Source organism: Streptomyces sp. NPDC001406, assembly GCF_042895285.1.
Lineage (GTDB): Bacteria > Actinomycetota > Actinomycetes > Streptomycetales > Streptomycetaceae > Streptomyces.
In genome coordinates this window covers 1-13,285 of the sequence record NZ_JBIAWG010000021.1, presented here as the reverse complement: position 1 = coordinate 13,285, position 13,285 = coordinate 1, and the positions used below count along the sequence as shown (strand labels likewise).

Annotated in this window: 8 protein-coding genes and 5 pseudogenes; 6 read left to right on the top strand and 7 right to left on the bottom strand. The window is 69.2% G+C overall.

Going from position 1 to position 13,285, the window contains the following annotated elements:
• Positions 1 to 167 precede the first annotated feature (167 nt).
• A pseudogene (locus ACFY1J_RS38580) lies at positions 168 to 503 on the top strand (mercuric reductase); the annotation flags it as partial.
• 37 nt (positions 504 to 540) lie between these two features.
• Here ACFY1J_RS38580 and ACFY1J_RS38575 read toward each other — a convergent pair.
• Together ACFY1J_RS38575 and ACFY1J_RS38570 are read right to left on the bottom strand one after the other, a co-directional pair.
• Positions 541 to 1,341 carry an SAM-dependent methyltransferase gene (locus ACFY1J_RS38575; protein WP_390707620.1) on the bottom strand — a complete coding sequence of 267 codons (801 nt, stop codon included), beginning with the start codon at positions 1,339 to 1,341 and terminating at the stop codon, positions 541 to 543.
• Positions 1,338 to 2,438, bottom strand: coding sequence for an NmrA family NAD(P)-binding protein (locus ACFY1J_RS38570; RefSeq protein WP_390707619.1), 1,101 nt, complete (start codon positions 2,436 to 2,438; stop codon positions 1,338 to 1,340). The genes ACFY1J_RS38575 and ACFY1J_RS38570 overlap by 4 nt, the downstream gene beginning before the upstream one ends.
• A gap of 95 nt (positions 2,439 to 2,533) precedes the next feature.
• Between ACFY1J_RS38570 and ACFY1J_RS38565 the strand changes: the two genes are divergently transcribed.
• A complete protein-coding gene (locus ACFY1J_RS38565) occupies positions 2,534 to 3,004 on the top strand; it encodes a winged helix-turn-helix transcriptional regulator (protein ID WP_390707618.1) in 471 nt (156 codons plus the stop codon).
• Positions 3,005 to 3,011: 7 nt separating this feature from the next.
• Here ACFY1J_RS38565 and ACFY1J_RS38560 read toward each other — a convergent pair whose 3' ends face one another.
• On the bottom strand, positions 3,012 to 3,476 hold the full coding sequence (locus tag ACFY1J_RS38560) for a hypothetical protein (protein ID WP_390732865.1): 465 nt from the start codon (positions 3,474 to 3,476) through the stop codon (positions 3,012 to 3,014).
• Between the two features lie 165 nt (positions 3,477 to 3,641).
• On the opposite strand from ACFY1J_RS38560, the pseudogene ACFY1J_RS38555 reads away from it, so the two are divergent.
• From ACFY1J_RS38555 to ACFY1J_RS38545, 3 genes and pseudogenes are all read left to right on the top strand, one after another.
• Positions 3,642 to 3,758, top strand: a pseudogene (locus ACFY1J_RS38555) (transposase); the annotation flags it as partial.
• Between the two features lie 577 nt (positions 3,759 to 4,335).
• Complete coding sequence (locus ACFY1J_RS38550; protein WP_390707616.1) at positions 4,336 to 4,779, top strand: nuclear transport factor 2 family protein; 444 nt, start codon at positions 4,336 to 4,338, stop codon at positions 4,777 to 4,779.
• 98 nt (positions 4,780 to 4,877) lie between these two features.
• Positions 4,878 to 5,643: pseudogene (locus tag ACFY1J_RS38545) on the top strand (transposase); the annotation flags it as partial.
• Positions 5,644 to 5,684: 41 nt separating this feature from the next.
• Here ACFY1J_RS38545 and ACFY1J_RS38540 read toward each other — a convergent pair.
• The 3 genes and pseudogenes from ACFY1J_RS38540 to ACFY1J_RS38530 form a co-directional block, all read right to left on the bottom strand.
• Positions 5,685 to 6,221: pseudogene (locus ACFY1J_RS38540) on the bottom strand (ISAs1 family transposase); the annotation flags it as partial.
• A gap of 635 nt (positions 6,222 to 6,856) precedes the next feature.
• Entirely contained in the window at positions 6,857 to 9,364 is a 2,508-nt protein-coding gene (locus ACFY1J_RS38535; protein WP_390732902.1) for a SpoIIE family protein phosphatase, read from the bottom strand.
• 299 nt (positions 9,365 to 9,663) lie between these two features.
• Positions 9,664 to 10,531 (bottom strand): annotated as a pseudogene (locus tag ACFY1J_RS38530) (integrase core domain-containing protein).
• Here ACFY1J_RS38530 and ACFY1J_RS38525 point away from each other — a divergent pair.
• Positions 10,490 to 10,858 (top strand): hypothetical protein, encoded by a 369-nt coding sequence (locus ACFY1J_RS38525; RefSeq protein WP_390708107.1) that lies wholly within the window; start codon positions 10,490 to 10,492, stop codon positions 10,856 to 10,858. The pseudogene ACFY1J_RS38530 and the gene ACFY1J_RS38525 overlap by 42 nt on opposite strands.
• Positions 10,859 to 11,076: 218 nt before the next feature.
• On the opposite strand, the gene ACFY1J_RS38520 is transcribed toward ACFY1J_RS38525, so the two are convergent.
• Positions 11,077 to 13,122 carry an NACHT domain-containing protein gene (locus ACFY1J_RS38520; protein WP_390707615.1) on the bottom strand — a complete coding sequence of 682 codons (2,046 nt, stop codon included), beginning with the start codon at positions 13,120 to 13,122 and terminating at the stop codon, positions 11,077 to 11,079.
• Positions 13,123 to 13,285 lie beyond the last annotated feature (163 nt).

Below are 13,285 nucleotides of genomic sequence, written 5' to 3'. Positions count from 1 at the left end.
AAAGTGAAAGGGACCCAAGGGACTCAACAACGGATACGACGCCACGCGTCCGAGCCACCGGAGTCCTGCCCCACAACGACCTACACGCTCTTCCGAAGTACAGTCCCTTGGGTTCCTGAGGCGACGTCATCCACGCGGGTGGCCTGAGGCTTTGCCGGCAGGGCGCCGGACTGACCCACGCGCAGGCCGTCACGCATGGGTACACCTGCGACTGCAGCGTGCTGCCGCTTCAGTACGTGCCCCGGGCACTGCTCAACCGCGACACCCGCGGCCTGATCAAACTCGTCGCAGAGGCCGGCACCGGCAAGCTGCTCGGCGCCCACGTCATCGCCGAGGGCGCCGGCGATGTGATCGCCACCGCCGTTTACGCCCTCGCCAACCAGATGACGGTGCAGCAGATGGCCGACCTGTGGTGCCCCTACCTGACCATGGCCGAAGGGCTGAAGCTGGCCGCCCAGACTTACACCCGCGACGTGGCCAAGCTGTCCTGCTGCGCCTCTTGACCGCGCCCGCCGCTGACCGCCCCGCCGCCCCCGGACGTCATGGCTTGACCAGAACGGCCTGGACGAGCCGGGTCCGGTCCTCCTTCAGGTTCTCCAGCAGGACTCGCGCCTTCTTGGCGAAGTCGGGGACGTACGCCTGGAGTCCGAGTGGGCCCGGCGGCTGATTCAGCAGCGCGCGAAGCAGCTCCGCAGAGTCCCTGGTGAGGTCGTTCCAGGCGCGGACCTCGAAGCCCGCGTGCTCGACCAGCTCATGCAGCGCCTGTGGGGTCACCAGATGGCTGCCGTCGGCGCTGTCGGCCCACGGCACGGGGAAGCGCAGGGGCGTCTGCGGCCCTTCCGTCACGTCCCACAGGACCAGGCGCCCACCGGGGGCGAGCACACGCGCCGCCTCCGCGTACAGGCGGGCCTTGTCTGCGATGTTCATCTGCACGTGCTGGCTCACGACGACGTCGAAGCCGCCCGCGTCGAAAGGAAGGTCGAGCACGTCCGCCTGGCGCACCTCGATGCGGTCGCCGAGGCCGACGGCGTCGTTCAACCAGCGGGCGGTGTCGCAGTACTCTGCGGTCAGGTCGACGGCGGTGACACGGCAGCCGAGCTGCCCGGCGAGGTAGCGCGCGGTCCCGCCGATGCCGCAGCCGGCGTCGAGCACGCGGTCGTCCGCGGTCACTGCGGCGAGGTCGAGGAGGGCGGTCGTGGCGAGGCGGCCGAGGACATGGAAGTCCTCCAGTGGTGCCAGCGTCTGCGGGGTGAGCTGTTCGGGGTCGTGTGCGGCGGCGGTCAGGGCGCGTTCGACGTTCTCGCGGACGGTGCCGGTGGCGTAGGGCAGGTGGTCGGTCATCGTGCTGCCCTCTCGGGTTCGCCGGAGGTCCGCGTCCGGGCGGCTGGGTCGTGGGCGTCGCGCCAGGCGGTGGAATCGGCGGCGAGGGTGGCGTGGGCCGACGGCTGGTCGTCGTGGGTGCGTTCGTAGCGGCGGTAGTCGGGCGCGGGGGCCATCATCGCGCGCAGTAGTCGGGCCAGAGCGCGCGGTCGGGAGGCGAGGGTGAGCCGGGTGTCGGGTGAGGCGTCGATGTAGCGGCGCACGGTGGTCTCGAAGTCCTCGGCAGGGCTGCCGGTGAGCCGGAGCACCGCGTCGTCGGGAGCGCCGACAGCGAAGGCGTCGCGCCGGTACTCGTCGATGTACCAGCGCAGTTGGGCCATGTCGAAGTCGCTGTAGCCGAGGGACTTGGCGACCTTCGCCAGCATCCACGCGGGTGCGTCGCGGTAGACGACCCGGCGGCCGAGGACGCGGCCGAAGGTGTCGGCGATGTCCTGCGGGGAGAGCAGGCGCGGCCCGGTGGGCCGGTAGGTCCGGCCCAGGTGTGGGCCGGGGTCGGCGAGGAGGGCGGCGACCATGCGCGCGATGTCCTCGTTCGACGGCGGGGCGTTGCGGCCCTCGCCGAGCGGCATCGTCATCAGCCCGAACTGTGCGATCGGCTCCAGCGCGGCCATGTAGTTGTCCGCGAAGAAGCCGGGGTTGACGGTGACGGCGCCCACCGTCGGCATCCAGGAGAACACCTGGTCCGCCATCCAGCTGCGGCGGGTGTGCAGGGACGGATGCTGCGGATCCGCGAGCCACTGGCTCATCGACACCACGGCCTCCAGCCGCTGCTCCTCCGCCGCCGCGGCGAACAGCACAGCGGCGTCCAGGGCGCCCGGCATGAACGGAGTGACGAAGTAGGCCCGCTGCACCCCGGTCAGGGCGGCTCGCAGGGTGTGCATGTCGGTGAGCGAGCCGACGATGACGTCGGCGCCTCGCCCTCGCAGGTCCTGTGCGCGGGCGTCGTCGCGGCGCACCAGCGCGTGGACGGGGAAGCCCTGCTCAAGCAGGGCGAGGACGGTCTGGCGCCCGGTACTGCCGGCGGCGGCGGTAACGAGCATCCGGGGTTGTGCGGTCACGAGCACGGCCTCCTCTGAGTCTTGATTTCGAACCCAGGGGCAGCATAGGTCGCCCATCTAAGTCTGTAAACCGAACTCTGGGGTACGCTGTCGACATGGACCGAACAGAACTGCGCGCCCTGTTCGACGGCGACCTGTGCAGCATCGCCCGCACCGTCGAACTGATCGGCGACCGCTGGTCGATGCTCGTCCTGCGCGAGGCCTTCTACGGCGTCTCCCGGTTTGAGCAGCTGCGGGAGAACCTGCGCATCTCCCGCGCCGTCCTGACCGACCGCCTTGACGGGCTGATCGCCGCCGGGCTCCTGGAACGCGTCCCCTACCAGTCCCCTGGGCAGCGCGCCCGCAACGAATACCGACTCACCGAAGCCGGCACCGAGCTCATGCCGGCCTTCGCCGCCCTGCTCGCCTGGGGTGACAAGCACCGCAACAACGGCATGCCGCCGGTCACCCTCACTCACGCCGGCTGCGGAGCCCCACTCCGCAGCCAACTCGTCTGCGACAAAGGTCACGCCGTCACCGCCGACGAGGTGGAACCGGAACCCGGCCCGGGCCTCCGGCTCAGCTGACTCGCCCTCAGTGCTGCCGCACGCAGCGGTACCAGTGGGGTTCCGGCAGCGCCCCGCATGCCCAGCCCTCCCCCAGGAGCGCGGGCAGTTCGTCCGGCCCGAGACCGGAAGGTGCGGGGCCGCGTCGGCCGCGCGGGGCAGCGCGGACCAGGAGTACGCAGCCGGGTGCGGCGAGGGCGCGGACGATGTTGGCCCATCCGCGTCTGTGGGCATCGGGGATGCCGTGCAGGCAGCCGTTGTCGAGCAGCAGGTCGACCCCGCCGAGGCGTCCGCCGGGGTCGACCTGCCGTGGCTCGGTGACGTCGGCGAGCCGCCACTGGACGCAGTGCGTCTTCGGCTCCGCGCGGCCCTCCCGGGTACGGGCGGAGCCAGGCCTCCGGGGCCGCGTCGGCCGCGGTGACGGTCCAGCCGTGGCGAGGTAGCGCGCCTGGCGGCCGGTGCCGCAGCCAAGGTCGACCGCGTGCCCCGGCAAGAGCCCACCAGGCCCCTCCACCACGGCGACAACGGCGTCGGGACCGCGTCGCCGTCCCGAGGGGTGAAGCCCAGCCGGTACGGGACGCTCGTGGGCCCGGGCTCGGGGCTCCCGGCCTCCGGGCCCGACATGACTTTTGCCCCCTATCGACCGTGACCTAGTGGCAAGACCGGCGCCCGCGACGCGGTGATCATCGCGGATGCCGTCCGCACCATGCCGCACACCCTCCGCCCCATCGAGCTGGCCGACGAGGCCGTCGCCGAACTGAACGTGACTGTGGGCTGCTGGGCACAGCCGGTCACGGCTGCCGGTCAAGGCCGGGGTCGGGCCCCTCACTCGAGCTGTTGGTTTTGGTAGCGTCCAACGGATTTCGGGAGCGGGCACACACGGGACGAGAAGGAGCAGGCGCTTCGGGGAATCGATGGCAACGGGACGTACTACGTCGCGGCCATCCGTGTCGGCATCGTGCGTGCCTCAGCGTTTCCATGACGCTATTCGAACAACTGCTCGCATGCTCCTGCCAAGTGATGACACCGCCCAAGAAGCGGACGACGTTGACAGGGCTCACTAGCCTCGGGCTTTCACGAGCGGTGCCGTCCACCACTTGATCAGAAACGCGAGAAGTGCTCCTGACCTCCAACGATAGGACTTGTCGAGGGTCCTGACCGTTGCTGTGGAAGGAACACTTCTCAGGTGAAGCCTACTGGCCTGCGTCCGTATGTCCGCGTCCAGGGCGACGGCCGTGGGGCCGTCAGTCAGGGGGGGGTGGGGTGCTGCTGGTCGAGACAGTCCGCAATACCGGCCTGGGTCAGGCGATAATGACCACTAGCCGCCTGTGCGTATTACTTGGGGAGGTCTTGTGAGTCTGAGTCCGCGCGAGGTGTTTCTCCGGCTTGTTCATGGGGTTGCCGACGGGAACTTCGACGAGTTGCCTGACCTGTATGGCGAGGTCACCGATGTCCGGCATCCGATGGCGACGCCGGAGTCCGAGCCGTTGACGAGTCGGCGTGCGCTCCAGGAGCACTTCACGGTGCCGCCGGAAGTTCGGGAGTCCTTGCCGAAGAGGCGGGTCGTCGATGTCGTCGTTCACGAGACCGCCGATCCTGAAGTGATCGCCGCCGAGTTCGCCTATGAGTTCACGTTGCCGGACGGCTCCATGACCAAGGTGCCCTGCGTCTTCGTCATGCGTGTCCGGGACGGACAGATCATCGAGTCACGCGACTACATCGACCCGATCCGTACGTACACGGCACGCGGGGACCTTGACCGCCTCATCGCGTCGTTGCGGAAGGATGTTTCCTGAGGTCCGAGTTTCGCGCTTTCACCAACGAGCCTGTCCGAAGCGTGATCAAAAAGGTGAGGAGCGCCTCAGCCTTGGGACGACGGGACTTGTCTAGGGTCCTGGTCGTCGTCAAGAAAGCTGCACTCCTCAGGGAGCGTATCGGATCGTATCCGTATGTCCGTGTTGAGGGCGGCGGTCGTGGAGTGGTGAGCCAGGCCGGTGGGGTGCTGCTGGTCCAGCCCGGTCCGCAAGACCGGGCTGGACCAGGCGATATCGGCGGCCCTGACGCCGTGGCGAAAGCAACGGGCGGTGCATGATCCGGGGAAGATCCTGAGCCCTGAGGGCGATCCGGGCCGCACGAGCCCAAGTCCGTGAATATGTGTGGAAGTTGGCTGGTTCCTCGGCGCCGGATGCCGACGGGCAAGTGATCGTGGACCTGGATGGGGTGCTTGTGCTGGCGCACTCCGAGAAGCAGGACGCCGCCGCGACCTGGAAGAAGACCTTCGGGCACCATCCGCTGATGGGCTTCGTCGACCACGGCCGAGGCGGGAGCGGCGAGCCGGTCGCGGGCTGCTGCGGCCCGGCTACGCGGGCAGCAACACCGCCGCCGACCACATCACCACGGCCCAACTCGCGCTGGCCCAACTGCCCAAACACCTTCGACGTGGCCGGCAGACACTCATCCGTACCGACTCCGGCGGCGGCACCCACGAGTTCGTGGCCTGGCTGGCCCAGCGCGGCCGGTGGCTGTCCTACTCGGTCGGCATGACCATCACCGACGCCATCCACCAGGCCGTTCTCACCGTCCCCGCCTCGGCCTGGACGGCGGCCGTCGAGCCCGGAGGCGAGATCCGCGACGGCGCCTGGGTCGCCATGTTCTCCGGCCCGTGCCCGGTGCGGATTTTGGAGGTGTCCTCGCCGAACGTGGTGTCTCTGACGTGGTGCACGGCCTCGATACCCCATTGTGCGCGGGCGAGTTGGCCGATGGCCTGGGGAGATGCCTCACGCGCCGTCAGGTCGGTGATGGCGTAGACGGTCTCACGGGTGGTCTTCCCGGTCTTGAGGTCGGTGCGGTACCGGTGGATCTTCGCGGCCTGTGCCACGTGCGGGAAGTCCAGCCCGAGACCGGTGATGGTGAGCGTGCGCCCCGAGCGGGTCTCACGCCGCCGGTGCCCCGCTTCGCGGTCGTAGCGGCGGGCGGTCACCTCCTTCCACGGCAGCGAGCGCAGCGCGTCGTGCAGCGTCGGCTGGTTCTGCTTGACCACGAGCAGGTAGTGCGCGTTCTTCGCCTCCACCAGCCACCTGGCGTGGTCACGGTGGGTGTGCAGGGCATTGGCGGTCACCACGACACCGGCCAGGTCGAACGGGGCCAGCAGCTTCTTGATTGGGTCTGCGGTGACGTAGGCGTTGGCGTTGCCACCGTAGACGCCGGTGTTGATCACGAATCGGCGTGTCGCGGACATGGCCCCGCCGGTGCGGCTGCGGCGTTGCCCACCCCCGTGGGGCACCCTCCGCTCCGTCACCGGTGGCGCTGCGGGGCGCACGCCATCGAGTCCACCCGCCCGGGAATTGAATGGGCAGCCGGTTCTCTCGACTTTCGTCGTTCTGATTGATCGTCATGCCAGGTGTGCGCTGGCTGCGGCCCATGCCTCTTGCACGGCGCGGATTTCGGTATCTGTGGACTGACCGGCATCGATGGGCATAAATCGGGCCGCGAGCAGGGTCATCGGCCAGGCTCACCACCGGACCCGGCGCGCGGTCCAGCGAGGGGTTCCGTTCGGCCTGTACTGCTACACGATCACCGTCATCTGGTACGCGCTGCACGGCCACCACCCCCAGGACGCGGCCGGGCACCGGGCACGGGCCCCGTGGTACCTCACCAAGACGCACCCGGCGTTCTCCGACATGACCGCCAAGCTCCGCCGCTGCGGGCGTGTCCGGGCCAGGCGGCGGGTCCGAGACCACCTGCCTGTGGTACGGCTCCTTTCACACCCCAGACGGTGAAGGTGCTGCAAAGTCGGTGGCGGGTGGACGCCGTGAGGAGCTGCGGCCATTGCTGTGGACGCTGAGCAGGGCCGAAGGCGAGTTCGGCGTTGGCCTAGCGTTGTGCCGAGTCCGTGAGAACGACACCATGATCAGGTGTCACCTCAGCGCTGTGCCCGGAACCGTACTCGGCGAGCAGCAGGGCGATGTCGTCGGCTCGGTGCGAGGAGCCCCGGGCGTTGTGCAGAAGCCGGTCGGCGAGTTCGTCCAGTGAGTCCGCAGGGGCGTGGGCCAGGGATGCTCGCAGGCCGTCAATCCCCACGTTGATGTCGGCGCCCCGTCTCTCGACCAGTCCGTCGGTGTAGAGGGCGAGGACGGACCCGGGCGGGAGGTCGATCCGGGTTGCCGGATAGGCGCTTGCGCGATCCACACCGAGGAGTGGGCCGACGTCCAGTTCAAGGGCGTTGGTCGTCGCGTCGGGACGGCGAAGCAGGGGTGGGGGGTGGCCGGCGGTGACGGCGTGGGCGTGGTGGCCGTGGGGTTCGAGGTGGATGTAGCAGCAGCTGGCCAGCAGACCGGGGTCGAGGTCGATGAGGGTCCGGTTGGCGCCAGCCATCACATCGCCAGGCGTATGGCCTACTGCAGCGAAGGCCCGTACGGCGCTGCGCAGCTGGGCCATGGTGGCCGCGGCGGCGATGCTGTGCCCCTCCACGTCTCCGATGACAAGACAGACCCCCCTACCGGTGGGGATGACGTCGTACCAGTCGCCACCGATGTCCATTCCGCTGGTGCCGGGCAGATAGCGCGCGACGGTGCGGATACCCGGGACTACTGGCAGCCGGTGCGGCAGGAGCGCCTGCTGCAGGCCGCGCGCGAGGGCGAACTCCGAGTCGTAGAGCCGCGCTCGTTCCAGGGCCTGGGCGATCAGTCCGGCCAGTGCGGTGAGGACGCCACGGTCCTTCTGCGTGAATCGGTGGATCTCGTCGAAGCCGAGGACGCAGGTGCCGACAGGGTGGCTGGAGGCTATCAGTGGCAGATACGCCCAAGAGCTCACTTCGCCCGTGGGGATGCCGGGGTAGCCCCGGGAAAGGTCCTGCTGCGATTCGATGAAGAGCGGAGCGCCGGAGGTCAGGGTCTCCGTACCGGGCAGGCAGGCATGCAGCGGTACGCCCTCCAGCCAGTCGAGGAAGTCTTCGTGGTGGCCGGTGTGATAGAGCAGATGCATCGTTTTGTCGCGGACCACGTAGATCGCCAGCTGCTGGCCTCCGAAGGCTGGTAGGAGCTGGTCCGAGATGACTTCGCAGACTTCGCGGGCGGTGACCGCCTCAGTCAGCGCGCTGCCCAGCTGCAGGACGTGGTACATGACGCCCAGGCGCGCCGGTGTGGCAGCGGTTGCTGTCTCGGCCGAGGAGGCTGATGGCGTTGAGGCCGAGGGTGGATGACCGGAGGGCACCACCCGGCCCGTTACTCCGTCCGCTTCCGGATGGAGGGAGAAGGCGAGCCACCGGTCGGGCGGTCGGCAGGCCAGGAAGGAGACCGGCGCCTGCGAGATCATCGCGGACCGGTGCCGGTACTCCACGTCGGGATCGGACAGCCACGGCAGCACGTCCGAAAGAAACTGACCCAGCAACTCGTCGCCGCGCACCCCCAGCAACTGCAGGGCGCTGTGGTTGGCGTAGGTGACCCGCCCGTCGGGGGCGAGGGAGAACACCCCGTCCCGCAGCCGTTCGACCGCGGCGACGGCCGCGCTGCCGGCGTGCGCGTCGACGACCGCGCCGACCAGGTGGGTGCGTGCCCGCGCGTCGTCGGCCTCCGGTGCGCGGCCCCACAACGCGACCGTGCGGTACCTCTCGCCGCCGTCCCTGCGATCCCGTATGCGCAGGGGCCGCGCTTTGATCCGGCCCTCGGCGGCTGCCGCGCGGGCGGCCGCTCGAAGGGCGGCGCGGTCCCCGGGGTGCAAGCAGGAAGCCAGCGTTTCGGCTCGTCCGTCGAAGGCATGGGGCGCGAGACCGAAGATCGTACAGAGCTCGTCGTCCACGGTGAGGGTGCCGGTGACGAGGTCCCAGTCGAACAGGCCGGCCCTTACGGCCGGTGCCGAGGGAGCCGGGGTCTCGACGGGGATCGTCTGCGGGTCGCACTCGACGGGATCGCCGGTACGGGCGCGGAGATCGGCGAGGGAGGCACCGAGCCGTTTGGCGATGGTCCGCACGTGGCGGCGCTGGGCCTTGGACAGCCCTTCGCTGCCGGGTGACGCCGCCCAGACGATCGCCAGCGCCCCGAAGGTCTCCTCACCTGCGCCTACCGGCACGGAACAGGAGCCGAAGGCGTACGGCAGAGCTACCGCGAGCTGAGGAAACCGGCGCATCGTCTCGTCGGCGTCGGTCAGGTGGACCGTGCGCCCGGAGCTGAAGGCCGCGGCGACCGGGATGGGACTGCTCACCGGAATGAGGTGCCAGCCACCGAGCAGAGAAGGTGGCACCCCGCACGTCGCGGCGAGCACGATCGACCGACGGTCGCGGGAGCGGAGAAAGACGCTCCCGGCGTACGCGGCGGTTGCTTCGACGGCTTCGACGACGGCAGCAGCGAGGAGATCCTCACGCTCCGCCATCTCGCCGACGATCATTTCGTGCACAGTTCCAGTGTGCGCAGGTCGGCCCACCGGCCCAAGGCGGCAACCCAGCGAGACACATCGATCACAGCTCGCAGGGCCCGTCGCCGCGAGCCGGCCATGGCTCCGCCCGGGGTCCCCAGGACACCCCGGGCAAGATCGCAAACCGTCAACGGTACGGAGCACCTGTACGGTCCGGACACAAGACCGCCCACACCTGACAGCTACTGAGTGTCACCGATGCTCATGATCACCCGGATTTCCTCCGACGGTGCTCATGATCCTGCTCTTGCCGAAAATCTCGTCCGTGCAGGTCAAGCTGCATGCCGGTACTCGTGGAGGATGCCGCCGAGGCGGTCCCGTCGTCGTACGCCGAGGCGGGTGAGCTGCTCCGGATCGGTGGCCGGTGCAGGTAAGGGGTGGAGCGGTCGGGCGTTGGCGATGCCCTGGTGGGGCCGGTGTCCGTTGTAGAAGTCCTCGAACTCTCGCAGGGCGTGGAGCAGATGTTGCTGGTTCCAGACCAGCATGCGGACCAGCAGTTCTCGGCGGCAGGTCTGCACCCAGCGCTCCATGAAAGCGTTCATGCGCGGCATCCGGATGCCGCTGAGCACGACCTGGATTCCGGCGTCCGCGAGGACGGCGTCGAACGGGTCGGGAGACTTCCCGTCGCGGTCGCGATGAGGTACCTGGCCCGACAGTCGGCGTCCTCGAGGTCCATGACGAGGTTCCTCGCGGCCTGCGCCACCCAGGCTGCGGTCGGGTACGCGGTGGCGCCCAGGACGCGGATCCGCCGACTGGCGTGCTCGATCACCGCGAGCACGTACAGCCGCGTCAGGGTGACCGTCTCGAAGAAGTCGCAGGCCAGCAGGGCGTCGGCCTGGGAGCGCAGAAAGTCCGTCCAGGTGGTCGTGCCTTTCGGGTGTCGGGCCGATCTCCGCCCCTTTGAGGATCTCCCACGCGGTGGACGCGGCCACCCGCACGCCCAGGACGAGTAGTTCGCCGTGGATGCGCCGGTATCCCCAGCCGGGGTTCTCTCTCGCCACGCGCAGGACAAGAACACGAACGGAGCGCACGGTCCGCGGCCGCCCCGGGCGCTTGAGCCGGGAACGGGCCGCGTGGCGGTGTGCGATGAGGTTCGCGGTGCCAGCGGAGGACCGTGTCCGGGCGCACCAGCAGCCGCATCCGTCGCAGCGCGTCACGCGGGAAACGGTGCAGCAGCGTGGCCGGCAACGCCCGATCACTCGGGGCGAAGCGCACCCTGTCCTTGCCGAGTTGGCGTTCCAGCATGGTGATCTGATGGCGGAGGGCGCGTATCTCGATGTCCTTGCCGTGGTCACTTATCGGCAACAGGCGCAGCATGGCGGACGCGTTCGTCACGGTCAGGTAGGCCAGTCGCAGCAGCACGGCCAACCATCCTGCCGGGGCGCCATCGGTCAGGGCAGCACGCCACAAGCCACCGGAACGGCAGCCCACGACACCTGGTACACCAGCTCCCACCAGCCCGGATGAGATATTCGGCAAGGGCAGGACGTTGCGGCGTTCCTCGAGTTCGTAGGAGCGGGCGTCGATCGACGACGCAGGCACAGGGCCGGCCTCAGCCAGTGGCTGCTCGGGTAGCTTGGTGGTGTAGAGTCAGCCGATTGGCCTCCCAGACTTGGGCGCCGCTGCAGTGATCACTTCGCTTCTCCTGGTTCCGTTGAGTGGGAGGCGTCTTGTGGCCGGTGCGGCTACTGGGCGAGGTGACGTTGCAGATCGATGTGCCGGAACTGATACACCGCCCCGACCTGCCGCAGTACCCCGTGCCGTTCATGAGCATCCTGCAGAAACGCCATCAGGTCCCACGGGGTGTTGTGACGCACAGCCAGGTAGGCACGGGCGAGTATGAAATGCCCCCATGCCGTCTTGGTCAGCCCGAACGTGAGCCCGACCGCGAGCCCGAAAGCGGGTCCGACCACGAGCCCCGGCACGAGCCCGAACGTGAGCCAGGTCGCGAGCCCGAACGTGAGCCCGGTCGCGAGCCCGGCCACGAGGCCGAACACGAGGTATGCACGGCGGTCCGACATCAGCAGCGTGCGCGGCCCAGAGTTGGAGGTCAGGTGGGCATCATCCGGCCGAAGCCCGGCCACGAGCCCGACCACGATCCCGGCCGCGAGCCCGAACACGGGCCAGACTACGAACCCCGCTGCGAACACGACCCCGAGCCAGGGCAGAGACCCAGAGAGTGACAGGCGAAGCCGGATGCCCGGAGAACCAGAACCCAGGAGCCCGGCTCCGAGCCCGGCTCCGAGCCCGAACGCGAGCCCGAACGCGAGCCCGAACGCGAGCCCGAACGTCAGCCCGGCCCCGAGCCCAGCCCCGAGCCCGACCATGAGCCCGACCACGGGCCCGGCCACGAGAAGGCGGACGTGCCGCGGGACGGCTTTGGACAGTTCCCACCAGGCGAGGTCGGGGCTGCCTGCCCTCTGGGTGCTTAGGAACCGGGCGAGGAAGACAAAAGTGTCGTGGGCCTGCTGGACAGTCCAGCGGGGCGGGTGGGGCTGGTGGGGAGTGTAGGCGGCAGGGATGAAGGCCCGGAAGAGGTGGGCGTTGATGGTGGCCTGGTCAGGGTAGGTGGTGGTGTCGCAAAGTTCGTCTGGGTGCGGTGCTGGAGAGGACGCAGTGGGCATGCCGGGGCGGGGGTTGTAGATGGTACGGGCCAGGAACAGGCCCAGCGGGGTGGCCAGCGCCTGTCCGACCGGGCTGGCGGTGCCTAGGTGGGCGGTAACGGCGCTCCAGCGTTCGGCGGCGGCAGCATGGGGGCCGCCGGCGTCGCGGCGTAGATAGTCGGCGGCGGCCTGGGCATCGAGGGGGAGGAGCTGGATGGCGGCAGCACCGTTGAGGCGGACGGTGGTGCCCGGGCGGGCCAGGGCCGTCCGGTAAGGGTCGGTGCGGCTGGTCAGGACCAGGGGCTGCTTGGCGGCCAGCGCGCGGTTGAGCATGTCGAGTGCGGTGGCGTGCCGAGCGGGCGGCAGTTCGTCGAAGCCCTCGAACAGGGGCAGGACGCGGTCCGCGTTCAGCAAGTACAGAGCCAGGTCACTGGGTCCGCTGTGGGCGGTGTCAGCGAGGGTGACCGAAGACGGGGCAGCGGAGGCGAGGCCGGGGTGAGTACGGCGCAGCTGATCGGCCATCCAGGCTTTCAGCGGCTGGTGAGGATCCCAGGAGGCCATGGAGAACAGCACCGGCACGGGATCACCGTCGGTGCGGCGTGAGATGAGGTCCTGCAGCAGCCGGATCAGCAACACGCTCTTGCCGGCGCCGGGCTCGCCTAGGATCACCAGGCGCCGGGTGGGAATCCGCTCGAAGAACACCTCACCGATGTCTGTTCCCTCACCCGCCAGTCCGGCGGTGTCCGGCGGCCACAGGGCGGGGTTGCCTGGAGGGCCGCCGGGCCAGGCGCGGGCCAGGTCCGCCAGCAGTGGCCAGGGCTCGGCGAGGTCGTCGTTGGCGGCCTGCCAAGCGACCGGCAGCGGGTAGGGATCATTGACCCGGCGCACGGCCGCCTCGCTGTCCCACTGGTTCTTGACCGCCATCGCCAACTGCTCCAGGACCTTGTCCAGATCAACAGGGTCCGCCTCGGACCGGGCGGCACGAAAAGCCGCCCAGGCAAGATAGGCCGGCGCCAGACCGAGCAGCACGGACACGGCCGTTTCAGCCACACCGAGATCAAAACGCCGAGCCAGAACGAGCGCTGCAATCGCCCCCAGCACCGACAACAGCAGATACAGCCTGCCCACACGCCCCGGCCCCCGGCCGCGCCCCCCGCGTCTCATAACAGGACATGATGGCCTACCCAGCACAAGCCTGAGCTGCCCCCGGTTCCGTAGAGTCCTTGAAGCCAGGTCTATGATCTTGGCGTAAGGAGATCCACGAGCAAGTGCCAGCACCACGTAAATACCC